The sequence below is a fragment of the Pseudomonas sp. NPDC087342 genome, assembly GCF_044744265.1.
Classification (GTDB): Bacteria; Pseudomonadota; Gammaproteobacteria; order Pseudomonadales; family Pseudomonadaceae; genus Aquipseudomonas; species Aquipseudomonas nunensis.
On record NZ_JBIUXZ010000001.1, the window covers coordinates 365,158 to 389,508 of the forward strand.

A 24,351-nucleotide genomic window follows, 5' to 3' on the forward strand; every position below is an offset into this window, starting at 1 on the left:
CAACGGCTCATAGGAAATGTATGAACGCTCCTCAACTACAGTGGGAAACCCAGCGTGCCTTTTTGGCCGTACTGCGGACCGGCAGCCTGTCCGGCGCGGCACGTTTGTTGGGCATCGCGCAGGCGACGGCGCGACGGCGGATCGAGGCGTTGGAGCAAAGTGTCGGCGTCAGCCTGTTCATCCGTTCTCCCGCCGGATTGCTGCCGACGGAGATGGCCAAGGACCTGATCAGCCATGTTGAAGCCATGGCCATGGCGGCGAACGCATTCAATCGGGCTGCGTCAGCCGATGCGGGGCTGGCCAGTGGCACGGTTCGCCTGACCAGCAGCAAGCTGCTCGGGGTTGAAGTGCTGCCTCCGATGTTGCGCACATTGCGCCAGGCCTGCCCGCAATTGGCCATTGAACTCAGCGTGTCGAACCGTCTGCAAGCGCTGGCACGGCAAGAGGCTGACGTGGCGGTGCGCATCCGTCGGCCGACCGAGGCATCGGTGGTGACACGCAAAGTGGGTGACTTGCGCGTCGGGCTGTACGCCACGCCTGATTTGCTGGCGGAGCAGGGCACGCCGGCTACTGCGGCGGAGTTGCATCGCTACCCGCTGATCGGGCCGGATCGCAATCTGGTGGAAATAGAGTTTCTGCGCGAGAGAGGCTTCGACTGTGCGGCGGAGAATGCACTCATTCGCACCGACGACCATCTCGCGCAACTGGCTGCACTGCGCGCAGGGCTGGGAATCGGCGTCTGTTCCAGTCAGTTGGCCCAGCGTTACGGGCTGGTTCGGGTGCTGCCTCGGCAGGTGGATTTCTCAGTCGATGTCTGGATTGCAATGCATCAAGACATGCGCCGGGTTCAACGGATTGCCCTGATTTTTGATGCGCTGGGCGAAAGCCTGAGGGATTTCCTGGAGCAACCGCCCATTCAATAAACATCCCGCAAATAGCGTTTCTGCTCACTCATCTGCCGCCAATAATCTGCAGCACTTTCCTGACTCAACCCGCCATGCCGCTGTGCAACCTGGCGCAGCGCCTGGTCGACATCCTTGGCCATGTGCCCGGCATCGCCGCAGATGTACACCTGCGCACCTTCCTGCAGCCAGCGCCAGAGTTCGGCACCTTGTTCGCGAATGCGGTCCTGCACGTAGATTTTCTCGGGTTGGTCTCGGGAAAACGCCAGGCTGAGTTGCGTCAGCAGGCCGTCGTGTTGCATGCCCTGGAGTTCATCGCGGTAGTAGAAATCGGTGGCGGCGTGTTGCTCGCCGAAGAACAGCCAGTTGCGGCCCTGATCGCCCCGGACGCGGCGTTCTTGCAGGAACGCGCGGAACGGCGCCACGCCAGTGCCGGGGCCAATCATGATCATCGGCAGGTTGCCATCGGCGGGCGCGCGGAATTGCTTGGATGGCTGGACGAATATCGGGACTTCTCCACTTTCCAAACGGTCGGCGAGGAAGGTTGAGGACACACCTTTGCGTTTGCCGTAGCGAACGGCGGCCACGGTGAGATGGGCTTCCTGCGGGTGCGCCTTGGAGCTCGAGGCAATCGAATACAGGCGCGGTTGCAGGCGTTTGAGCGTGCCCAGCAGCTCTTGCGCCGAACAGTCGATCGGGAATTCCTGCAGCACGTCTGCCAATTGTCGGCCCCACAGCCAGTCTTTCAAGTCAGCTTTGCGTTCACTGCCCAGCAGGTGTTTCAACGCCGGGTTGGCACTGCGTTCGGCGATGAAAGCCAGGGTGTCGAGGTTGGGCCGGGCGATTTCCAGGTGCTCGGTCAGCGCCTGGTGCAGCGGGACTTCACCGAGTTTGTCGAGGTTCACGGGGGTGTCGGCACCGAGTCGGGTCAGGTCGAGCAATTCATCGACCAGTTCCGGGCAATTGCGCGGCATCACGCCCAGCGCATCGCCCGCTTCGTAGCTCAGCCCGGAGTTCTCCAGGTCCAAGGAAAACATGCGGGTTTCCTTGTGGCGACTCTGTTGGTTCAGGTGTCGGTTGATCAGCAGGCGCGATACGTGGGGCTTGGCTTTGCCGGGCGTCTCGATGGGGCTGACGATGATGTTCGGTGTTGTCGGTTTCAGCGTTTGCTGGAATTGGCTCAGCCAAGCCTCTGCACGTTCTTCGAATTCCGTGTCGCAATCGACCCGTTCCAGCAACCGGGTCGCACCCAATTCCTGCAAGCGTTGATCGAGCTGCTTGCCGTGCTTGCAGAACTGGTCGTAGTTGGGATCGCCCAGCGCCAGCACCGCAAATCGCAGCGATTCCAGACGGGTCTCGGCGGTCTTCAGGGTGTGCCAGAAACCTTCGCCATTGTCCGGCGGATCGCCGTCGCCGAAAGTACTGCTGATCAGGGCCAGTGTGTGGGTGCTCGCCAGTTTGCTTGCCGGGAAATCCGCCATCGCGCTCAGCTCCACAACGATCCCACCGTCACGCAATCGTGCGGCAAAACGCTCGGCCAAGGCTTCGGCGTTGCCGGTTTGCGAGGCCCATAACAAGGTTACGCTGGGGCCGCTGTCAGTGTTCAGTTGTGGCGTGCTTGATTCGATACGGCTGAACAACCCGCCGAGCAAACCGTCCAGCCACAGCCGCGAGTCTGCGGCCAGCGGCGCATTGGCGGGCAGGGTAGGGACACCCACCGCCTGGCGCCCAGCCGGGGACTGCAAGCCGCTGAGAAAACCGGCGAGGTAGGTGCGTTCACTGTCGCTCAGCGGCGGAGAAGGCACGCGACTGATGCCGGCGAGATCGGCGAAGGCCTCGATACGCGACATGGGCAACTCCTCGGACAAGTGGGGGATTTCATTGGCAACCGGCGCCGGCACGTCAAGAAACGAATGCTCGATCAGTTCCACCCGTTGCAGGGCGACGGCGCAGAACTTGAATTCAGGCTGCAGCGAAATCGGGTCGACGGCATCGTTGGTGACCGCGTTGATCGCCAGGTTGGCGCCAAACACGTCGTTCCAGTGGAAGGGCGCAAAACAGTTGCCCTGGCGCACCCGGTCGGTGACCACCGCCGGCAGCACCGCGCGGCCACGCACTGAACGCACTTCGACGTGATCCTTGTCCTTGATCCCGAGGCTGGCGGCATCTTCCGGATGCAGCTCCACAAACGGTCCCGGATTGAGCTTGTTCAGGGTCGCGACCTTGCCGGTCTTGGTCAGGGTGTGCCATTGGTGCTGCAAGCGACCGGTATTGAGCACAAAAGGAAAGTCCTCGCCCGGCATCTCCGCCGGAGGCATGTGCGGACGCGGGAGGAAGATGCCTTTGCCGTGCTCGGTGGCAAACACGATGGTGGGTTGGCGGCCATCGTTGTCGACCTTGAGCGTCTGGCTCGCTCCGTTGTTCAGGTAGCGAATCGGATTGCGATCCGCCGCCTCGCCTGTCGCGCACGGCCATTGCAGCGGTTGGTCCCGCAGCCGCGCATAGCTGGCGCCGCGAATGTCGTAGCCAGTCTTCGGGTTCCAGGCCTGTTTGATCTCTTCAAACACCTCCGAAGCGCAGGTGTAGGTGAAGGCCTCGGCGAAGCCCATTTCGCAGGCGACCCGGGCGATGATCTGCCAATCGGCCAGCGTCTCACCGGGCGGCTCCACGGCTTTTTGCATCAGCGTCAGGTTGCGCTCGGAGTTGATCATCACGCCCTCGGCCTCGGCCCACAGCGCGCCGGGCAGAAGGATGTCGGCGTAGCGGTTGGTCTCGGTGTCGAGGAATGCATCCTGAGTGATCACCAGCTCGGCGGCTTGCAAGCCTTCGATGACTTTCTGCCGGTTGGGGCCCGAGGCGACCGGGTTGGTGCAGATGATCCAGCAGGCTTTGATCTGGCCGGCGCTCATCTGCTCGAACATGTCCACGGTGCCGCCGCCGACCTTGCGCGGCAGGCTGTCGTGGGGGAGACGCCACAGGTTTTCGATGAACTGTCGATCTGCCTCGATCAATACCGAACGCTGACCCGGCAGGCCTGGGCCCATGTAACCCATTTCGCGTCCGCCCATGGCATTCGGTTGCCCGGTCAGGGAAAACGGTCCGCTGCCCGGCCGGCAAATCGCCCCGGTGGCCAGGTGTAAATTGCACAGGGCATTGGTGTTCCAGGTGCCGTGGGTGCTTTGGTTGAGGCCCATGGTCCAGCAACTCATCCACTCGGCAGCCTGGCCGATCCATTCGGCGGCTTGGCGAATGTCGGCCTCGGGAATGCCGGTGATCTCGGCGACGCTGGCCGGCGGATAGTCTTCGAGGAACGCCGGCATGACGTCCCAACCTTCGGTAAACGAAGCGATGAAGTCCGGGTCGGTGTGACCGTTTTTCACCAGCAGATGCAGCAAGCCATTAAGCAACGCGAGGTCGGTGCCGGGTTTGATTTGCAGGAACAGACCCGCCTTGTCCGCCGTGGCACTGCGCCGTGGATCGACCACAATCAGCTTCGCCCCGGCCTTGACCCGATCCATCATGCGCAGGAACAGAATCGGGTGACAGTCGGCCATGTTGGCGCCGATCACGAAAAACAGATCGGCGTGATCGAAGTCCTCATAGGAACCCGGTGGCCCGTCAGAACCGAGGGAAAGTTTGTAGCCGCTGCCCGCACTGGCCATGCACAGGCGCGAGTTGGACTCGATATTGTTGGTGCGGACAAAGCCTTTGGCCAATTTGTTGATCAGGTACTGGGCCTCCAGCGACATCTGCCCCGACACATAGAACGCCAATGCATCCGGGCCGTGGGCATCCAGGATGGCGCGCAGTCGGCTGGCGGTTTCGCTGATCGCCTGGTCCATGGCGATTCGCACTGGATCACGATCGCGCTCGTGACGCAGATAAGCGTTTTCCATCCTCCCCGACTCGGCAATCGCCTGGCCGCAGGTGGTGCCCTTGGTGCAGAGTCGGCCGAAATTGGTCGGGTGCATCTTGTCGCCGATGACCTTGACGACCCGGTTGTCCGCGACCTGCATGACGATGCCGCAACCCACGCCACAATAAGGACAGACGCTGCGTACGCTGGTGTTTGTCATCCTCGCCCCTTGAACTCATGCCTGCACTTGCCCGACCCGTAAGCAAAAAAAAGCGCCATGTGACCCTCCGTTAAAAAAACGGGAGTTACACGGCGCCTTTGTCGTAGGTGGGCAATCTGCGTTGACTGCTTTGCTGGTGTTCCTAGCAAGTCACGCGCCAGAAGTATTGTTCAGGCTTGAGCGGCCGATAATCAGCGGGATTCGCGCTCCGGTCCGGCGAACCGCCATGCGTATTCGGTGCACTTTTATATGGCGCCGTGCACCAGTCGGAGGCGCGAAATCCGCGTTTCCCATCGCTGTGACAACCTCCGAGCGCTGTAGCGACTGGCTTGCACTGGTTGGCACAATCGCTGCAAGCGCTTGTTCAAACCCACCGTCAATACACAGTGGGTCGCCCCCTCGGTCAACGACGATCGAATGGCCAACAGGTCGTGGGCTACATCGGTGGATCAGGCATAGTCGTCTGGTTTCAACACCGCAAAAGAACAGGCAAAGACGCCTGGAACCGCAAGGTTTCAGGCGTTTTTTTTTGCTTTTTGAACCGTGATTGGCCGTGCGAAGGGTGCTTCTTATGAATTCCAATGTTGCCGCGTTGAACAAATTGCAAACGCTGATCGTGATCGGCAATGGCATGGTCGGACATCATTGCGTCGAACAACTGATCGAGCGCGGGGCGCTGGACCATTACCGCCTGCACGTCTTCAGCGAAGAGCCGATGCGTGCCTACGACCGTGTGCACTTGTCCGAGTATTTCACTGGCCGCGATGCCGAGTCGCTGGCGCTGTCGGACGCGTCGCTGTACCAGACGCCCGGCGTGACTCTGCATCTGGGCGTGCCGGTGCTGGAAATCGACCGCGCTCGTTGCGAGGTGATTACCGCTCAAGGCTGCGTCGCTTACGACAAGCTGATCCTGGCCACCGGCTCCTATCCATTTGTGCCGCCGATTGAAGGTGCCGAGGGCGATTCGCGGCTGGTGTATCGCACCCTCGAAGACCTCGACGCGATCCGCGCTGCGGCGGCCAACGCCCGACGCGGTGTGGTGGTCGGCGGTGGCTTGCTCGGTCTTGAAGCCGCCAATGCGCTGAAAAGCCTGGGGCTGGAAGCGCATGTCGTCGAGTTCGCGCCACGGCTGATGCCGGTGCAACTGGATGACTTCGGTGGCCTGGCGCTCAAGGCGCAGATCGAACGCCTGGGCGTCGGTGTGCATTTATCCCGCGCCACGCAATCGATCAGCGCCGGCGCGGATTACCGCTACCGCATGAATTTTGCCAACGACGAATTCCTCGAAACCGACCTGATCGTGTTCTCCGCCGGTATCCGTGCCCAAGATGCGCTGGCTCGCCAGTGCGCACTGGAAATCGGCCCGCGCGGTGGCGTGGTGATCAACGACGAATGCCTGAGCAGCGACCCGAACATCTACGCCATCGGCGAGTGCGCGGCGTGGAATGGCAGCCTGTTTGGCCTGGTCGCGCCGGGTTACCAAATGGCCCGTGGGGTGGCCGCACAGGTGTGCAACCAGACCGCCGAGCCGTTCCTGGGCGCGGACATGTCGACCAAGCTCAAACTGCTCGGCGTGGACGTCGGTTCCATCGGAGATGCCCACGCCCACACGCCGGGCGCGCGCAGCTATCAGTTCATCGACGAAGCCACCGCCAGCTACCGGCGCTTGGTGGTGGACCCGACCGGCAAATACGTGTTGGGTGCGGTGCTGGTCGGTGACAACAGCTACTACGACACGCTGCTGCAATACATGCAGAACGCCATCGCGTTGCCAGCGGAGCCGGCCAGCCTGATCCTGCCCTCGTCCGAAGGCGCACCGACCCTCGGCCCTGGCGCGTTGCCCGAGTCGGCCACGGTGTGCTCGTGCCACAACGTCACCAAAGGCGCGATCTGCTCGGCCATCGACGGCGGCTGCACCGACCTCGGCCTGCTCAAGTCGCAGACCAAGGCCTGCACCGGCTGCGGTGGGTGCGCCGGGTTGCTCAAGCAAGTCTTCGAGCATGAGTTGATCGCCCGTGGTGTCAGCGTCGACAAGAGCCTGTGCGAACACTTCGCCTACACCCGTCAGGAACTGTATGCGCTGGTGCGGGTGGAAGGGGTGATCACTTTCGAAGAACTGCTGGCCAAACATGGCCGTGGCCACACCGGTTGCGACGTGTGCAAACCGGCGGTGGGCTCGATCCTCGCGTCGTGCTGGAACCAGCCGATCATGGACCCGTCGCTGGTGCCGTTGCAGGACACCAACGACACCTTCATGGCCAACATGCAAAAGAACGGCACGTACTCCGTGGTGCCGCGCATCCCTGGTGGCGAAATCACCGCCGACAAGCTGATCGCGATTGGCGTGGTGGCGAAGAAATACGACCTCTACACCAAAATCACCGGCGGCCAGCGCATCGACCTGTTCGGCGCGCAGTTGCATGAGTTGCCGGACATCTGGAGCGAGCTGATCGAAGCAGGTTTCGAAACCGGCCACGCCTACGGCAAATCCACGCGCACGGTGAAGTCCTGCGTCGGCAGCACCTGGTGCCGTTACGGCGTGCAGGACAGCGTGAAAATGGCCCTGCTCATCGAGGACCGCTACAAGGGATTGCGCTCGCCGCACAAACTCAAATTCGCCGTGTCCGGTTGCACCCGCGAATGCGCCGAGGCCCAGAGCAAAGACGTCGGCGTGATCGCCACCGAGAAGGGCTGGAACCTTTACATCGCCGGCAATGGCGGCATGCGTCCGCGTCACGCCGAGTTGTTTGCGACCGACCTCGACGATGAAACCCTGATCCGCTACATCGACCGCTTCCTGATGTTCTACATCCGCACCGCCGACAAATTGCAGCGCACCTCGGTCTGGCGCGAAAGCCTGGAGGGTGGCCTCGACTTCCTCAAAGACGTGATCATCAGCGACAGCCTTGGTCTCGGAGAAGAGCTAGAAGCGCAGATGCAACTGGTGGTCGATCGCTACGAATGCGAATGGGCCAACGCTCTTAAAGACCCTGAAAAACTCAAACGCTTCCGCACCTTCGTCAACGACAAACGCCCGGACCCGGACATCCACTTCGTCCAGGAACGCGGCCAACGGCGCCCGATCATGGCCGCCGAACTCAACCTGATTCCGGTCACCGAGGAGATTGCCTGATGAGCCTTTCCAATACCCAACGCATGGCCGCTATGGAAAACACCGGGGCCTGGCAAACCGTGTGTGCGCAACAGGACTTGGTCGACAATTCCGGCGTGGTCGTGTGGCTCGACGGCGCGCAAGTGGCGCTGTTCTACCTGCCGGATGCCGAGGGCCAGACCCTGTTCGCCATCGACAACCACGACCCGCAATCCGGCGCGAATGTGATCGGTCGAGGGTTGATTGGCAGCATCAAGGGCGATCTGGTGGTCGCGTCGCCGATCTACAAGCAGCATTTCCGGCTGGAGGACGGCAGTTGCCTGGAATATCCGCAACAGCGGTTGCGGGTGTGGCCGGTAAGGCTCAATGGCGGGGCGGTGGAAGTGGGAACGCTGATAACTCGCTAGCGCAAAACCTGTGGGAGCCCACCGAAGATCCTCTGTAGGAGCGAAGCTTGCTCGCGAAGGCTGCGTGTCAGGCAACATCAATATTGACTGACCCACCGCTTTCGCGAGCAAGCTTCGCTCCTACAGGATTTATGTATGGTCTGAGTGCCTGGTGCTATCAAATCGCTCGCTGATTGACGCGCTGGGTCAGCGCTTCAGCCGACTCCTTGCGCTCCGAATAGCGGTCAACCAGATCCGGGCGCTCGCGAAGCAGGAGCGTGAATTTCACCAGTTCCTCCATCACGTCCACCACCCGGTCATACAGCGCCGAGGGCTTCATGCGGTTGTCCTCGTCGAACTCCAGAAAAGCCTTCGGCACCGAGGATTGATTGGGGATGGTGAACATGCGCATCCAGCGCCCCAGCACGCGCAGTTGATTGACCACGTTGAACGATTGCGAGCCACCACACACCTGCATCACCGCCAGGGTCTTGCCCTGGGTCGGGCGCACCGCGCCGATGGCCAGCGGCACCCAGTCGATCTGCGCCTTGAACACCGCCGACATCGAACCGTGGCGCTCCGGCGAGCACCAGACTTGGCCTTCCGACCATTGCATCAACTCCAGCAGTTCCTGGACTTTCGGATGATCGTTCGGCGCATCGTCCGGCAGCGGCAAACCTGAGGGGTTGAAAATCCGTGTTTCGGCGCCGAAGTGTTCGAGTAAACGGGCTGCTTCTTCGACCATCAGGCGACTGAAGGAGCGGGCGCGGGTCGAGCCGTACAACAGCAGGATTCGCGGTTTGTGCTGATCGCCATTTTCACGCTGTGCAATCAATGACGTGTCGAGGTTGGGCAGTGGATGAGTCATGGGCGGCTCCAGTTACAGCGTGCTGATGCGGTCAAGTTCACGCTTCAAGGCATCGCGATCAAGATCGGCGAAGGGCAGGGCGAGAAAGGCCCGGCAGCGGGTTTCGATACGCGCCAGGGTCGCGTGGAAAGCGGCGGATATCGCGGCCTCGTCACCCGACACATCTGACGGATCTTCCAGCCCCCAATGCGCCTTCAACGCCGGGCCGAAGTACACCGGGCAAACTTCACCGGCAGCCTTGTCGCAAACGGTGATGACGATGTCCGGCGGGTTATCTTCAAAGGCGTCGTTGCCTTTGCTGCTCAAGCCATCGGTGGCGATGCCGGCTGCCTGCAACGTGGTCAGGCTGCGAGGCAACACCTGCCCCTTGGGGAAACTGCCGGCACTGACCGCCTCGAAACCCTTTGGTGCCAGGTGATTGAACATCGCTTCGGAGAGGATGCTGCGGCAGCTGTTGGCCGTGCACATGAATAGAACTCGCATGGAAACTCCCTTGGGTCAGGTCAGCAGCACGCTGCGGTATTGAGTGGGCGGTCGTGCATCTGTTTAAGCCGGGCGCTGTTTTCTTCGAGCCAATCGGCATTGGCGTGCAGGGTGGTTTCAAGAACAGTGCGAACCCAGGCCGGCAGTTCGGGGTTGAGGCGGTAATACACCCATTGGCCCTGGCGTCGATCAAGCAACAAACCGCATGCACGGAGCTGGGCCAGATGGCGGGAGATTTTTGGCTGACTGTCATCCAGCGCACAGACCAATTCGCAGACGCATAACTCGCCCTCACGGGTGATCAGCAAAGTGGCCCGGGCGCGGGTTTCGTCGGAGAGGCATTTGTAGATGGCTGGAGGACTGAGCATGGGGTGGCCGCCAATATGTGAAAGTCCGAATATACGGATATCCATATGTATTGAGCAACCCCCCACCTCACATTTGATGACCGCTGAACACCGAGCGACCAACCCAATCCCCTGTAGGAGCGAGGCTTGCCCGCGAAGAGGCCGGTACATCCAAACTAAATATCGGCTGACACACCGCCTTCGCGAGCAAGCCCGCTCCCACAGGGAATCAGTGTCGGCCACAAATCTTGCGACCAACACCAAACCAATGTGGGAGCGGGCTTGCTCGCGAAAGCGGTGTGTCAGTGACATGGTTCTTGGCTGTGCCGACGCCTTCGCGAGCAAGCTCGCTCCCACAGGTTATGCGGCGTTCAAGTCCTTAACTGATCAGCATCAGCGCATGTTCAGCGCCGTGATGTAGGCACAAAACATATCCGCCATCCCGTCGGAATACACCGCGATCTCATCGTGACTACGCGGGCTTCCCGAGAATGATTTCCCCACCGAACTGAGTGTCGTGGAGACCAGATCGCAAGCCAGCGCGCGAGTTTCGTCAGAGGCCTCTGGCAACGCCTCACCCATGAAATCCTGAAAAATCTGCTGCCCCGCCGCACGAACTTCATGAGCTTCCGGCGCATCGCGATAGAGCGGCGCGGCATCACTGAGCGCCACCCGCATCTGCGCCTCTTCGCACTCGGAACAAATAAACGCATGCACCAACGCCCGCAACCGCTCTAGCGGCGGCTTGTCTGCATCCTCCAGAATCCCGCGCAGCATTTGCGTGGTCTGTTGCCACTCATCGCTCTGCAGCCGGAACAGGATGGCGGCCTTGTTGGGGAAGTATTGATACACCGAGCCAATGCTGACGCCGGCCTTTTCCGCCACGCGGGCGGTGGTGAAACGTGCCGCGCCTTCCTTGGCCAAAACCTGAGTAGCCGCTTGCAGAATGGCCGCCACCAACTCGGTCGAGCGGGCCTGCCGGGGCTGTTTGCGCGAGGAAATCTGCGAGGTCTGGCGGGTTGTCATGGGGGCTGCGGGCCTCGGGGCTAATGCGAATAGCGAATGTGACGAACTGTTCGCATAATTTAAATGCGACGGATTAGTCGCATCTTAGCCCCGGCGCCGACAGGCGCTCAACCTGTAAACGGGAAGCACCCATGACCACTATCACTTCGGCCCCTATGGCCTCGTTGATTGAACGCCTGTACGCAAAAGCCAATGCCGCCACCAGCCCGGTTTTCAACGACTTTTCCGCCGAGGACCGCGACCGCCTCATGCACAGCAAGACCGACTATCTCGAGCTCTACGGACTGCTCAAAGACCTGTGGCTGCCGGTCTCGCGGGACACCGGCAAGCTGCTGTACACCCTGGCGCGCAGCTCGAAGGCGCGGGCCATCGTCGAATTCGGCACCTCGTTCGGCCTTTCAACTTTGCACCTGGCCGCCGCGCTGCGGGACAACGGTGGCGGTGTGCTAATCAGCAGCGAATTCGAGCCGTCGAAGATCGCCCTGGCGCGCCAACACCTCATCGAAGGCGGGGTCAGTGATCTGGTGGAGATTCGCGAGGGCGATGCATTGGTCACACTCGCAACCGATCTGCCCGAGGCCATCGACTTGCTGTTGCTCGATGGCGCCAAAGCGCTTTATGGCGACGTCTTGGGTCTGGTAGAAAGTCGCCTCAAACCCGGCGCCCTGGTGATTGCCGACAACTCCGATTACTGCCCGGAATACCTGGCCTACGTGCGCTCGCCGGCAAACGGCTACCTGTCCGTGCCTTTCGGTGAAGACGTTGAGCTGTCGATACGGCTGGGTTAATCCCCCATCTGCTCAAAACCATCGCCGAGGTCATTGCTTGCAGCCCCGGCGTCACCTTTTGTCGCCTCACCGCCGATTACGTCTTTTAGGGTCTCTACTTGTAACTAGACCCTATAGGTCCACGTGGAGCGCGCAATGAGCATCGAGCCGGCGGCACCTGAAACGAAAGGCGTGACGGTGGTGTTGCTGGCAACGATTGACCTCGGCCCCGAGATCGAGGGCATGGCGGGGCGCCAACTCAGAATGCGCAAGGTGACCATCGAGCCCGGAGGCGTCTTCGGGCCGGTGCACAACCACATCGACAGGCCGGGGACCGTCTACATCCTGCAAGGGATCATCACGGACCATCGCAATGGCGTCGCCACGGATTACGGGCCCGGAGTGGGTTGGCCCGAGGATCGGAACACCACTCACTGGCTCGAAAACAGAGGCTCGGAAACGGCGGTGGAGATCTCGGTCGATATCGTCAGGCAAGCCTGAACGCAGGGCTTTCCTGACCATTCGTTCAATCGATAGTCATCATCAAAAAATGCGAGTTCTGTTTTTTCCTCAACGGAGGAGGATAGCGACATACCGATCTCGCTTCTGAAGGAATCTGCGCGATGAGAATTTCAACTGTTTTAGCCCTTGTCGCCGTCCTCACCGGCGGTTTCGCTGCCACCGCACCGGCCTACGCCGCTGACCCGCAGGCCTGCCATTTCCTGCCGATGGGGGACAGCAGCGCCGAGCTGAAGCATTCCCAATCGGTGGGTGTGCTCTACAGCGAAAACACCGTCAACACCCTCGAATACCTTGAGAACTATCACGCTGTCGCAGTCAACGGCGGCAAAAACGCTGCGCTCGATTCGCGCATCAGCAACGCTTTTATCAAAAGCTCCGATCCAAAACTGGCGATCAATTGGCTGATGGGGTCGTTGCAAAAACAATTCGCTTCGGTGACCGTCTACGACAACCTCGATGCCTTGGTGCAAGCGAAGCCGGACGTGGTGGTGATGCTCGACACCTACAACAGGCTGGTGAGCAAGCGTAACAACCAGGTTGAAGCGCGGTTCCTCGCCAAGTTCTACGACTCAAACCTGCAATACATCGGCCAGGCCGAAGGTGCCCGCGCACAGCAAATGCCTTCAGTGTGGGTGCATGGCAAAGCAGCGCCCGAGATTGCCGCGCAAATCGACCAGCAGACCGAACTGCAAGTGAATGCGTTGAAGCAGTTTGATGCCTCGTTGAATGCGCTGGTGAAGTCGGGGACTGCGGCACGGATGGCGACTAACTAAGAATTGGGTGCGGATGTTGTATCACTGGCTCGTGCGTCATCTCCTGAAAACACCCCATTGATTGCCTCTAAATAGCAACTAATGGGGCTGAAATTATTGGGAGAGTTCCTGCACTTTTGAGGCCTCATGGGACACGTCTGAGGCGGAGTTAATCGCTGCTCTGAGGACGAAGGTTGGAGGGCTTATAGCGCTTTCGGCAGCAGCAGCTGCAACAGCTTCGTATTCGTGCGTTTCGAATTTAACTTGAATCGTTACTGGTCCGCTGCCGATAAATGGACTGATGAGTACGGCAGCAATAGGGGATATGGAGATGAATCCTCCCCCAAGGACGAGGGTCAGACTCCTTGGCGCATGGAGGATTTCAGAGATGGCCCGGGATATAAAGTGAAAGCCAAAGAACCACAAGGTTAAATAGAGGAAAGATGCCGCTGTCGAGAAGTATTGGATGTCGACAGGTTTGCGTAATCCTATGATAGTTAAGCAATATTGGGCCGCTCCTAATAAAATTGCCGTGCCTGCGACTCCGATTAGCACGAACGCTGCTGGTGAGCATAGTTGTGCGACTTTGTTGGAGAAAACATCGTTTAGGTGTTGAAAGTAATCTGCTCTCTTTCCGGGTGAGAGCTTCAAAATAATGCTGACTGCTGTGAATTGAAGAAGGATCAGCATTGCGATGGTTTTGATGGCAATATGATCGCCAATTACATCGGTCATCATATTCTGCTGCACTTTTTCCGGTAAGAGTGATGCACCCTCAATCATCAGGCCTGACAGAAATCCCAACGGAATGAAAAAGTAGGCGTTATGAAGTTCTAACGGCTTAATACTGAAGACTCGGCGCATTGAACGTTTCAAAGCGGTGAATTTGGACTCGGGGATGATTTGTTGTGTGGACATTGCTGCTCCTTGGGTTTTAACCGTCAATCGATTCTTTCGATTGGCGTTGTTGGTAAGAGGGAGTAAACGGATTTCTTTGCTTGCACGGGGGCAAAGAGCAGCAGCTCCAATGAATTGCTGCTGCTTCGATCAACTTTTGTTTAGTCTTTCCCGATATTATTAGATATCACCCATGGCTACGTAATTAATTACATCGATCGGGGGCGTTCCGATACTCAATGTGTCTTGTTGAACAGCGCCGGAAAAAACCGCTTGGCCAGAGGGGGAGGCATAAAAGCCGTCGAAAACCACCAATGCTGCCAAGAGATAAGTTTCCTTTCCGCTGCTTTTCGGGCGGGTTACAAGGATAAAACGTGGTTTTCTCGATTGAGCTGGTTTTCTTCGAGGTAGCGGGGTACAGACCAGAACCGGGCTGAATCCTAGCAGCAGTTCCTCATCCTCTCAAGCCCGATGATGGCCTTTTGATTTTCTGGGGATGAGAGCGTGTCTGCGGCCTGATTCAAACCTGATTAATAGGCCTCAGCGCTGCCTCAGATGTGCTATTCCTGCAAGAAATAGTTGCCTTGTGTTGCTTGCGCAATGGATGGTCTACAGCTACACCACATTTGAGGCCTTGAGCGGGGAGGCATCAGGCCTCACTGTTCAACTTTAGTTGATGGAGTCGGCCACGAAGTTCTCCCCCCAATATAAATAAGGAGCGACCCTCGATATGGACATGTATCTGACTCGCCGCCAAACTTTGACCTGTGCACTAATCTATGCAGCTTCTTTGTCTGGGTGCTGTCTCATCAGGCCATCTCCTCGACCAATGTGCCCAACATCGCCAGAAGTGAGTTACCCCAATGGGCCGCTGACTATTGATGCTCATTGTCATGTGTTCAATGGAACGGACCTGCAGGTAGCGGACTTCATATCAAAGGTCGCAATCCATCAAAAAGGTATTTTCGGGGTCGGTGCTAAAGCGCTTGGCGGTTTGCTGAAGGAAATTGCCTGGGGTGTAGCGCCCAGTGGTGAAGCTGAGTTGCATGAACTTGTCAGGGTGAATCAGGAACTGGTGTTGTGCCAAACAACCCAGGTTTCAGAACGTATTGTCAGAATGTACAGAGACTCTCGCGATAAAGCCGCGAAGGAGCTCAACGCAAGTCTGGATCGCGCGTTGGCAAAAAAATCCATTAGCCTGAATGCGCTTGACATAGGCCCTGAGCAAGAAATACAGAATGCGGCGATCCCACTCATCCGAGGCCTCACGGCAACCGATGGTATAGGCATAAACGTTCAAAACTTTTCAACGATGACGCAGGCGCAGAAAACTGCTGCAGGGATGCTCGCCTTTATCTCGCAGCACCTGCAGTATCGATATGTCTCAGTTCACAACTATCTGGATACCTATAACCAGCCAAGTAAGAGGGTCATAGATTTGATGACTCCGAGCATGGTGGATTACGACGGCTGGCTGACCAATAAGGGCGTGATTCGCACCATCACCCCCCTAAACACCCAAGTACAGGTTATGGAGCAAATATCGATACTGACCTCTGGACGCGTCCATGCTTTCGTCCCTTTTAACCCGCTAAAACAAGTCGCTTATGACCTCAGATTCACGTCCGAGGACTCTCTGGGCTTGGTAAAGGAGGCGATCCTTTCTCATGGGTGCATTGGGGTAAAACTTTATCCACCCATGGGGTTTGCGGCCCTGGGTAATAGCGATTTACACGGGGGCAATGGCAAGAGCTTTTGGGATCGCCCATGGTTACCTGAAATCACGAGCAGATCTGACTTCGGGTCACGCCTTGATGAGGCGATGTCTCAATTATTTAGTTGGTGTGAAAAGGAGCAAGTTCCTGTCATGGCGCATACCAGCATTTCAAATGGAGTCTCGATGGATTTTCAGCGTTTGGCGGGTGCTCAATATTGGGCCAAGGCTTTGGCAACCTTCAAACATTTAAGGGTTAGTTTCGGCCACTTTGGAGGCGCCAGTGACGAATCTGGAGCAGTGTCAGGGGCCGGTTTTGCGAACCTTATGCAGCCAACTGCCAACGCTGCTGGGGAGTTTGCCTATGCCGATTCTGGTTACTTCGCCGAAGTGCTTACAGATGAGCCTCAACTTTTAGAAACCCTGAAAAAGCTATATGACGCAACGGCGTCAAAAGGGTCCGCAGCCCTGGCAAATCGCTTTATGTATGGCACTGACTGGGAAATGACTCTGGCTCAAGGAAAAATCGATACGTATTTGTCCGACTTCGAACGCCTCATGCAGGAATTGGAGTCTCGACCAGCCATAAAACATGCCGGACTAGGCGGATTGGCAAATAAGTTTTTCGGACAAAACGCCGCTGATTGGATTGGATTGCATAAGGGAGGAAGCGCTCGCAAACGGTTGGATAAGTTTTACGCAGGGAACGGGATGGGCCTCCCGGATTGGGCCAAAAAGGTCGACGGACTGGTGAGCAACCAAGAATGATATCGGACTATGCCAATGGCGCAGATGTGTAAGCGTACGTTTTTCTCTTGCCCGTCGTTCACACCGAAACTTGGTTAAAACGGCGGGGGGAAGGAAATTAATCAATAATGCGTGTTTGTGTTTATCCAATGCTTTGGCTAATCTCGCAAAAACCAGCAAGATCAGGCAAAAACATGCATTCCTCAATTGAACTGCCTTCCCTGCGCCGACAAAAAATCCTGTTGATCCTCGAACGTGACGGCAAGGTCATGGCGTCTGAGCTCAGCCAGCATTTCGGCGTGTCCGAAGACACCATCCGCCGCGATCTGGCGGAGCTGGATGGCGCCGGCCTGGTGCAACGTGTGCACGGCGGGGCGTTGCCGCGTCCCAAGGACACCGGCAAGGATTTCTTCACCCGGGTCAGTGAAACCGATGAGGTGAAAACCCATCTGGCGCAAGTCGCGGCAGGGTACGTGAAGGATGGCCAGATCGTGATTTTCGATTCAGGCTCGACGACGTTGCAGGTCGCCCGTTCGCTGCCCTCCGACATCAGCATCACCGCTGTCACCGCCTCGCCAATCATCGCGATCGCGTTGGCCGAGTTCAAGGGCATCAAGGTGATTCTGGCCGGTGGTCAACTCAATCCGGGGACGATGTGCGCCAGCGGGCAAGAAACGTTGCGCCTGCTTCAGGGAATCAAGGCGGATCTGTTGTTTACCGGGGTTTGTGCGATTCACCCTGAGGTTGGCATCAGCTCTTTGCATTTCGACGAGGTGCCGGTGAAACAGGCGATGCTCGACAGCGCCACGCATGTGGTGGCCGTGAGCATGGCGGACAAGCTGGGCGCGGTGGAGCCGTTTGTCGTGGCGCCGTGCCGGCGCATCCAGACGCTGATCACTGAGCGGCATCTGGCCTCGGGCAATGTCGAGGATTACCAGCGACTGGGCATCGAAGTGGTGCAGGTGGACGCGGCGGTTTAGCGCTGGCGCAGCAGATCGATTTGCTCGGCCGGTATCAGCGTCCTCAAGGTTTTGTACAGGGCGCGGGTTTCCAGCAGGTTCCACACCCGCAGCATGGTTTCCAGCGCATCCAGCGGTTTGCTGATGAAGTCCTTGGCCCCCAGCGCCAAGGCGCGCAGGCGAGTGTCGCGAGTGGCGTCGGCGGTGAGCACCAGGATCGGCAGGTATTCGCCGCTCGGAATGCGCCGGTTGAGTTGTTCCAGCACGGCAAAGCCGTCGAACTCCGGCATGTGCAGGTCGAGAATCACCAGGTCCGGCTCGAAGCTGTTGAACAGGTCCAGGGTGCGCAGCGGCTGGGTGCTGCTCAGGACATTGGTCAGCCCTTCGCGCACCAGCAATTGCTCTACCAGGTCGAGATTGGGGCGTTGGTCGTCGATGATCAGAATGCGCAGGTCGGTGTTCACGCGGGCTCCGGGAAGTACTGGTCGAGGTGGGCGAGGAACGAAGGGATGTGAATCGGTTTGCTCAGCACCGCTGTCGCGCCCGCGTCGCACAAGGTCAGACGGGTGAGGTCGCTGGCGTCGGCGGTGATCATCAGCACCGGGGTGGTCCGGGTGATCGCGGACTGACGCAGGCGCTGCAACACGTTCAGCCCGTCGATGTCCGGCAGGGAAACGTCCAGCAGAATCAGTTGCGGAGCATGTTGCGCGGCCAGGTCCAGCCCCAGTTGTCCTTGCATGCTCGACAGCAGTTTTATCCCGGGTCGGCGTTGCAGCAAGGTTTCGATCAGCGCCAGGCTGGAAAGGTTGTCTTCGATGCACAGCACCTTGCCCCGGACCTGAGGGCCGGGGAGCAGCGGTCGATTATCGACGGGCGCAACCACTGCCTCGACGGTTTCCTGCAACTGCACAAATGGCAGCTCCAGGGTAAATCTCGAGCCGGCGCCGGGTTGGCTTTGCACGGTCAGGCTGCCGCTCATCATTTCCAGCAGGCTCTTGCTCAGCGCCAGGCCGAGACCGCTGCCTTCCACGTTCGGATCGGCTTCCAGGCGCTCGAACGGCTTGAACAATTGACCCAGGCGATCAGCCGCAATGCCCTTGCCGGTGTCGCAAACCGTCACGGCGATACGTTGTTGATCAACCTCGACCTCAATGCTCACCCGACCCTCGGGCCGGTTGTACTTGATCGCGTTGGACAGCAAGTTCAACAGCACTTGGGTCAGGCGTTGTCGATCAGCGACGATCCCGCAGTCAGCGGCCATCGTTGGCAAGGGCGTAAGGTGGATGCCGGCATCGGTGGCCATCGGCGAGACCAGCGTCAGCGCTTCTTGCAGGGCGATCGCCAAGGGCACCGATTCGATGTTCAGCGGCAGGCGTCCGGCTTCGATCTTGGCGATGTCCAGCACTTCGTTGATCAGGGTCAGCAGGTGTTGACCCGCGCGCAGGATGTGCCCGATCTGGGCCTTTTGCCCGGCGGGCGAGTCCATGTCCAATAGTTGCGCAAAGCCCAGGATCGAGTTCAGCGGCGTGCGCAGTTCGTGGCTCATGCGCGACAGGAATTCGCTTTTCGCCCGGCTGGCGCGTTCAGCTTCTTCGCGTGCGGTGCGCAGTGCAATTTCGGCGGCGCGGCGGTCGGTGATGTCGCGGGTAATCTTCGAGAAGCCGCGCAGGGCGCCGGTGCTGTCGTACTGCGCGGTGATCACCACGCTGGCCCAAAAGCGTGTGCCATCCTGGCGGCAGCGCCAGCCTTCTTCCATGTAATGGCCGTCGCGGGTGGCCTCGTGCAGCGCCATGGCCGGGTGTTGCGGGCATTCTTGCGGCAGGTAGAACACCGAGAAATGCTGGCCGATAATCTCCTGCTCGGTGTAGCCCTTGATCCGCTCCGCGCCAGCGTTCCAACTGGTGACATAGCCGGCCGTATCGAGGGCGAAAATCCCGTAGTCCTTCACCCCATCGATGATCAGCCGCAGCCGTTCTTCATTGTCGCGCAACGCCCGTTCGCGCTCAGCCAGCAGCACCCCGGCTTCCACCAGACGAGTGCCCAACTGACCGATTTCATCTTGCTCCGGCGGTTGCGGCAGCAATGGTTGTCCGAGGGCAAGGCGCTGGGCATTGCCCTGGACTTGCTGCACCCGGGCGACGATGCCCTTGGACAAAAACAGCACGGCCACGATGGCGCCAAACAGCCCGCAGATGGCAGCCAGCCACGTGGACAGTAACAGCCGCTGGCGATTCTCGGACGCGGCCGCGGTGCGCTCGGCCAGCAGCGAATCCTCCAGGGTGAGCATGGTGCTGATGTGCTGACGCAACTCGTCGAGGGTGTGTTTGTTGTTGATCAGGATGGGGGTAATCGAATCGGTTGTCGTCGCCGGGTCGTTGAGCATTTCCTCCAGGCCATCGATTTTGGAGTTGATCAGCGGCGTCATGGCGGTGAGCTGTTCGCGCACGCGTTCATCGCGAACGTTACTGTCCAGCCGGCGCAGCGCCGATTCAATCAACGGCTTGGCGTTCAGGTAGCCCGGCAGGAAATCCTCACGGCGTGTCAGCAAGTAACCGCGAACGCTGGCGGCCGCCTCTGCAAGCAGAGTGTGGACGGTCTGGATGTCGCCTTGCACGCGCAATACCCGGCGCACGTCTTCTTCGGCGCGAGCGGTCTGGCGTTCGGTGATGTAAATCAGCACCAGCGACAACAACAGCACCACCAACGGCAGGGAAATCACTACCAGGGCCTTGCCTCGCAACGGCAGGTCGGCCCAGCGTCGGGCGTAAAACACCTTCATGGTTGAGTGACCAGGCCAAGTGCAATGCCACGGACTGCGGCCTGGGTTCTATCCGCCGCGCCGAGTTTGCCGATGACCCGTTCAACGTGAGCCTTGGCCGTACCGGTGGTGATGCCCAGTTGCTCGCCGATTGCGCGGTTGCTGCAACCGTTGGCTACCAGGCTGAGTACCTGGCGTTCACGTGGCGTCAGGTTTTCGGTCGGTGGGGCACCGCTGGCACTGCGCGTGGTCATGCGCCGCAGCAGGCGGGCGCTAACCGCACCATTGAGGACTTCCTCGCCAGCGGCGACCCTTTGCAACGCGTCGATCACTTCATCACGACTGGCGTCTTTGAGCAGGTAGCCGACGGCACCGGCATTCATCGCCGCTTCCAAGTGATCGGGGCTGTCGTCCATGGTGAAAATCACCACTTTCAACGCCGGCAGACTTTGTTGAAGCAGGCGTGCCGCGCCCAGACCGTTAAGCACCGGCATGCGAATGTCGAGGATCACAATGTCCGGCAGCAGCCGCTCGCACAGCTCGACGGCCTCTTGTCCATCGCGGGCCTGGCCGACCACTTCGAATTGCGGATGACCGGCCAGCAGCGCAACGAAACCGGTGCGCGTGACTTCATGATCGTCCGCCAGCACCAGACGTAAAACGTGGGTCATTGTGGTGTTCCATTCAAGTGGGCCGGCACGCGGGCGTGCAGTTGGGTACCGCAGTTGGGCGCGCTGACGCAGGTGAGACTGCCCCCCAGCAGGCTGGCGCGTTCTCGCATGGTCGCGAGGCCCAGGTGCCGAGCGTCTTCGTTGTCGAGCTTCTGCTCGAGGGCAAAACCTCTGCCGTTATCGTCAACTCGCAGCGAGGCGTGGTCTTCGTGCACGTCCAGCGTCAGTTGGACCCGGCTGGCCTGCGCATGCTTGAGGATATTGTTGATCGCTTCCTGGGCAATCCTGAACAACGCGATCTCCACCTGGCTGGGCAAGCGTGCGTCGCAACGTGCGATCCAGTGCACACCGATTCCGGCGTCGCGCAGGCGATCGGCCTCTTTATCGACGGCTTTGAGCAAACCGAAATCGTCGAGCACCGTCGGACGCAGGCCTGCGATCAGTTGTCGGCCTTCACCCACGCAATGCTGGGCCAGCGCCAGGATTGCCTGCAAATCGGCGTCGAGTGTGTCCGGCAGAGTCGGGCAGCGGCCGGCAAAACCTTGCAGGCGCTGATGCAAACCAGCGAGGGTTTGCGCCAGGCCATCGTGCAGGTCGTAAGCCACGCGTTTGCGTTCGTCTTCTTGCGCGCGGAGCAGCCGATTGACCAGGTCGGACAAGGTGCGATCCCGGGACTTGAGCGTTGTCAGCAGGCGATCATTTTCAAGGTGCGCGGCCAGCAGCGTAGCGAGCAGTTGCAGGGATTCCGTGTCTTCATTGTCCGGCGCCCGCAGGCCGACGCTGTTGGCCAGCACCAGGACGCCAAAGGCATCGCCGTCGCCGCCGCGCAGTGGCACCCGCAACACACTCGGCAGGGCTTCCCCCGGACGGTCTTGCCAGGAGGGCGTGCGCATGCTGCGGTCGACGACGGCGTCGAGGCTGTCCAGTCGATCACGGCTGCCATGTCGGGCGCTAGCGTTGACACATCCGTCGGCGTCCCACTCCAACAGCAAACCGTGGTCCATCGCGAGGAAAGCGCACGCCCGCGCCAACACACGTTCGCGCATGGCGTGAGGGGCCAGTCGGGTCAACTCTTGGCCGGTATCCACCAACAACCGCAGGCGCGCCGCGCGACTTTCGGATTGTCGATAGTGAGTGCGGATGGCCAAGGCACTACCGGGATCGTGAGGCGGGTTTTGCATGTTTCGCTCCGGCGTTGAGACGGACCCGCGGGCGCAGGGGGAGGTCATTAAACCTTGTTAACAGGGCCGGGCGCCATCTGCCAAATGGCATAGGCAAATGACTCCGAGTGGCCGATGTCGGGCGGCTGGCGGGTTGGCAAAGTGGGCTCAACGACCACCCCAGGAGTATCGCAATGAAAATGAAGATCCCGGCCATCGCCCTGTTTTTTGCCCTGAGCGCCCCGTTTGCCCAAGCCGCTGAGACCGCCCCGTACGTTTATCGCACCGTGGCCAAGGCGCCAACCAACGTGAAGGATCGGGAAATTGCCGGTCTGTTTGACCGCTGGAACAGCGCCTTGCAGACCGGCAACGCGCAAACGGTAGTTGACCTTTATGCACCGGGCGCGGTGTTGCAGCCGACGGTGTCCAACCAGGTGCGGACCACGCCGGATCAGATCAAGGACTACTTCGATCACTTCCTGGCGCTCAAGCCGGTAGGCCAGATCAACTACCGCGAAATCCGCCAACTGGGCAGCAACGTGGCCATGGACAGCGGCGTCTACACCTTCACCCTGACTGAGGCGACCGGCAAGACCCGTCAGGTGCAAGCGCGCTATACCTTCGTCTACGAACAGGTCGGCGGCCAGTGGAAGATCCTCAACCACCACTCTTCGGCGATGCCTGAAGCGCAGGTGCAACACGCGACCAAATGACCGTGCCCCACCGGCGTCCACATCCTTGAGGTGTGGGCGCTGTCGGCCGTTTGTTAACGCAACAAATGCACCGCCAGCCCAACCAACGCACAGCCGATCAATACTTGGATCACCCCGCGCTTGAAGCGAAACAAGGCAATCGCCGCTGCGATGGCGATCAGCGCTGAAGGCCAGTCAAGGTGAGCGCTGAAGCCGTTGGGCCAGAGCACGTGGTAGCCGAAAAAACACGCCAGGTTGAGAATCACCCCGACCACGGCAGCGGTGATGGCGGTCAGCGGCGCGGTGAATTTCAGTTCGTTGTGCGTCGATTCCACCAGCGGCCCGCCGGCGAGGATGAACAGGAACGAAGGCAGGAAGGTGAACCAGGTTACCAGCATGGCGGCGACGGCTCCGGCGAGGAATACGTGATCGGCGCCGAACACCTGTTGCACATAACCGCCGACAAACGCGACGAAGGCCACCACCATGATCAGCGGTCCGGGCGTGGTTTCGCCCAGCGCCAGGCCATCGATCATCTGCGTCGGCGTCAACCAGCCATAATGGCCGACCGCGCCTTGATACACGTAGGGCAGCACGGCGTAGGCGCCACCGAAGGTCAGCAGCGCGGCTTTGGTGAAGAACCAACTCATCTGCGTCAGCGTGCCGTTCCAGCCGAACAACAGCGTGAGCAGTCCCATCGGCAACGCCCACAACACGGCACCGATCAGCGCCAGACGCAGCAGCTTCACCGTACTGAAGCGCGCATGTTCTGGCGTAGGGGTGTCGTCATCGATCAGCGCCGGGCCGTAGGTTTTTTTCGTAGCGCTGTGGCCGCCGTTGCTGAATTTCTCCGGTGCCCAACGTCCGCCGACATAACCGATCACCGCTGCGCCCAACACAATCAGCGGAAACGGCACATTGAACGCGAAAATGGCGGTGAACGATGCCGCCGCGATTCCCCATAGCCAGTTGTTCTTCAGCGCTCGTGAGCCGATGCGATGGGCGGCCTGCAGCACAATCGCGGTGACTGCCGGCTTGATCCCATAAAACAACCCGGCCACCACCGGCACGTCGCCAAACGCGATGTACATCCACGACAACCCGATCAGGATGAACAGCGACGGCAACACAAACAGCCCGCCGGCAATCACACCGCCCCAGGTCCGGTGCATCAGCCAGCCGATGTACGTCGCCAGTTGTTGCGCCTCCGGGCCGGGCAGCAACATGCAATAGTTGAGCGCGTGCAGAAAACGCCGCTCGGAAATCCAGCGCCGACGCTCGACCAATTCCTGGTGCATGATCGAAATCTGCCCGGCCGGGCCGCCGAAACTGATGAAGCCGAGCTTGAGCCAGAACAGGAAAGCTTCGCGCAGGGAAATGGCTTGGGGTTTGGCGAGTGCGTCACTCAAGAGTTGAGCCTTTTTCAGAGACCGGCGGGTTGCGTACAGTAGCGGGGAAGGGCGGGGTTCGGATAGTCGGCAAGGGACAAACCCTTGTGACGAGGGAGCTTGC

The 24,351-nt window shown here is 59.6% G+C and carries 20 protein-coding genes; 9 read left to right on the plus strand and 11 right to left on the minus strand.

The window, feature by feature from the left end:
• Positions 1–20 precede the first annotated feature (20 nt).
• Positions 21–923, plus strand: coding sequence for a LysR family transcriptional regulator (locus tag ACIOYV_RS01755; protein WP_401320289.1), 903 nt, complete (start codon positions 21–23; stop codon positions 921–923).
• On the opposite strand, the gene ACIOYV_RS01760 is transcribed toward ACIOYV_RS01755, so the two are convergent.
• Positions 917–4,978, minus strand: coding sequence for a molybdopterin-dependent oxidoreductase (locus ACIOYV_RS01760; protein WP_401320291.1), 4,062 nt, complete (start codon positions 4,976–4,978; stop codon positions 917–919). The genes ACIOYV_RS01755 and ACIOYV_RS01760 overlap by 7 nt on opposite strands.
• Before the next feature lie 571 nt (positions 4,979–5,549).
• Here ACIOYV_RS01760 and nirB point away from each other — a divergent pair.
• A complete protein-coding gene (nirB, locus tag ACIOYV_RS01765; RefSeq protein ID WP_401320294.1) occupies positions 5,550–8,111 on the plus strand; it encodes a nitrite reductase large subunit NirB in 2,562 nt (853 codons plus the stop codon).
• A complete protein-coding gene (gene nirD, locus ACIOYV_RS01770; protein ID WP_401320297.1) occupies positions 8,111–8,497 on the plus strand; it encodes a nitrite reductase small subunit NirD in 387 nt (128 codons plus the stop codon). The genes nirB and nirD overlap by 1 nt, the downstream gene beginning before the upstream one ends.
• Before the next feature lie 157 nt (positions 8,498–8,654).
• Here the strand turns inward: nirD and arsH are convergent, their stop codons facing one another.
• From arsH to ACIOYV_RS01790, 4 genes are all read right to left on the minus strand, one after another.
• On the minus strand, positions 8,655–9,344 hold the full coding sequence (gene arsH / locus ACIOYV_RS01775; RefSeq protein ID WP_401320300.1) for an arsenical resistance protein ArsH: 690 nt from the start codon (positions 9,342–9,344) through the stop codon (positions 8,655–8,657).
• Between the two features lie 12 nt (positions 9,345–9,356).
• A complete protein-coding gene (locus tag ACIOYV_RS01780; protein WP_401320301.1) occupies positions 9,357–9,827 on the minus strand; it encodes an arsenate reductase ArsC in 471 nt (156 codons plus the stop codon).
• 20 nt (positions 9,828–9,847) lie between these two features.
• The gene (locus tag ACIOYV_RS01785; protein WP_401320304.1) at positions 9,848–10,195 is read right to left on the minus strand and encodes a metalloregulator ArsR/SmtB family transcription factor; all 348 of its coding nucleotides are present in this window, start codon (positions 10,193–10,195) and stop codon (positions 9,848–9,850) included.
• A 372-nt stretch (positions 10,196–10,567) separates the two neighbouring features.
• Positions 10,568–11,200 carry a TetR family transcriptional regulator gene (locus ACIOYV_RS01790; RefSeq protein ID WP_401320307.1) on the minus strand — a complete coding sequence of 211 codons (633 nt, stop codon included), beginning with the start codon at positions 11,198–11,200 and terminating at the stop codon, positions 10,568–10,570.
• Positions 11,201–11,331: 131 nt separating this feature from the next.
• Between ACIOYV_RS01790 and ACIOYV_RS01795 the strand changes: the two genes are divergently transcribed.
• The 3 genes from ACIOYV_RS01795 to ACIOYV_RS01805 all read left to right on the plus strand — a co-directional run bounded on the left by ACIOYV_RS01795 (position 11,332) and on the right by ACIOYV_RS01805 (position 13,262).
• The gene (locus ACIOYV_RS01795) at positions 11,332–11,988 is read left to right on the plus strand and encodes an O-methyltransferase (protein WP_401320310.1); all 657 of its coding nucleotides are present in this window, start codon (positions 11,332–11,334) and stop codon (positions 11,986–11,988) included.
• Positions 11,989–12,123: 135 nt separating this feature from the next.
• The gene (locus ACIOYV_RS01800) at positions 12,124–12,468 is read left to right on the plus strand and encodes a cupin domain-containing protein (RefSeq protein ID WP_401320313.1); all 345 of its coding nucleotides are present in this window, start codon (positions 12,124–12,126) and stop codon (positions 12,466–12,468) included.
• Between the two features lie 122 nt (positions 12,469–12,590).
• A complete protein-coding gene (locus ACIOYV_RS01805; protein ID WP_401320316.1) occupies positions 12,591–13,262 on the plus strand; it encodes an ATPase in 672 nt (223 codons plus the stop codon).
• Between the two features lie 93 nt (positions 13,263–13,355).
• Here ACIOYV_RS01805 and ACIOYV_RS01810 read toward each other — a convergent pair whose 3' ends face one another.
• Positions 13,356–14,159, minus strand: coding sequence for a hypothetical protein (locus ACIOYV_RS01810; RefSeq protein WP_401320317.1), 804 nt, complete (start codon positions 14,157–14,159; stop codon positions 13,356–13,358).
• A gap of 709 nt (positions 14,160–14,868) precedes the next feature.
• On the opposite strand from ACIOYV_RS01810, the gene ACIOYV_RS01815 reads away from it, so the two are divergent.
• Together ACIOYV_RS01815 and ACIOYV_RS01820 are read left to right on the plus strand one after the other, a co-directional pair.
• A complete protein-coding gene (locus ACIOYV_RS01815) occupies positions 14,869–16,620 on the plus strand; it encodes a hypothetical protein (RefSeq protein ID WP_401320320.1) in 1,752 nt (583 codons plus the stop codon).
• Positions 16,621–16,793: 173 nt separating this feature from the next.
• Positions 16,794–17,579 carry a DeoR/GlpR family DNA-binding transcription regulator gene (locus tag ACIOYV_RS01820; RefSeq protein ID WP_401320322.1) on the plus strand — a complete coding sequence of 262 codons (786 nt, stop codon included), beginning with the start codon at positions 16,794–16,796 and terminating at the stop codon, positions 17,577–17,579.
• On the opposite strand, the gene ACIOYV_RS01825 is transcribed toward ACIOYV_RS01820, so the two are convergent.
• Genes ACIOYV_RS01825 through ACIOYV_RS01840 form a run of 4 tightly spaced genes read right to left on the minus strand, consistent with a single transcriptional unit; the run spans position 17,576 to position 22,168 of the window.
• Positions 17,576–18,022 (minus strand): response regulator, encoded by a 447-nt coding sequence (locus ACIOYV_RS01825; RefSeq protein WP_054050423.1) that lies wholly within the window; start codon positions 18,020–18,022, stop codon positions 17,576–17,578. The genes ACIOYV_RS01820 and ACIOYV_RS01825 overlap by 4 nt on opposite strands.
• Positions 18,019–20,337: an ATP-binding protein gene (locus ACIOYV_RS01830; protein ID WP_401320325.1), complete on the minus strand. Its 2,319-nt coding sequence runs from the start codon at positions 20,335–20,337 to the stop codon at positions 18,019–18,021. Before ACIOYV_RS01830 ends, ACIOYV_RS01825 begins: the two co-directional genes overlap by 4 nt.
• Positions 20,334–20,987 carry a response regulator transcription factor gene (locus tag ACIOYV_RS01835; protein WP_290029041.1) on the minus strand — a complete coding sequence of 218 codons (654 nt, stop codon included), beginning with the start codon at positions 20,985–20,987 and terminating at the stop codon, positions 20,334–20,336. Before ACIOYV_RS01835 ends, ACIOYV_RS01830 begins: the two co-directional genes overlap by 4 nt.
• A complete protein-coding gene (locus tag ACIOYV_RS01840) occupies positions 20,984–22,168 on the minus strand; it encodes a sensor histidine kinase (protein WP_401320329.1) in 1,185 nt (394 codons plus the stop codon). Before ACIOYV_RS01840 ends, ACIOYV_RS01835 begins: the two co-directional genes overlap by 4 nt.
• Before the next feature lie 173 nt (positions 22,169–22,341).
• Here ACIOYV_RS01840 and ACIOYV_RS01845 point away from each other — a divergent pair, with 173 nt between their 5' ends.
• Positions 22,342–22,860 (plus strand): SgcJ/EcaC family oxidoreductase, encoded by a 519-nt coding sequence (locus ACIOYV_RS01845; RefSeq protein WP_163914290.1) that lies wholly within the window; start codon positions 22,342–22,344, stop codon positions 22,858–22,860.
• A 53-nt stretch (positions 22,861–22,913) separates the two neighbouring features.
• On the opposite strand, the gene chrA is transcribed toward ACIOYV_RS01845, so the two are convergent.
• Positions 22,914–24,248 carry a chromate efflux transporter gene (gene chrA / locus ACIOYV_RS01850; protein WP_401320332.1) on the minus strand — a complete coding sequence of 445 codons (1,335 nt, stop codon included), beginning with the start codon at positions 24,246–24,248 and terminating at the stop codon, positions 22,914–22,916.
• Positions 24,249–24,351: the final 103 nt, after the last annotated feature.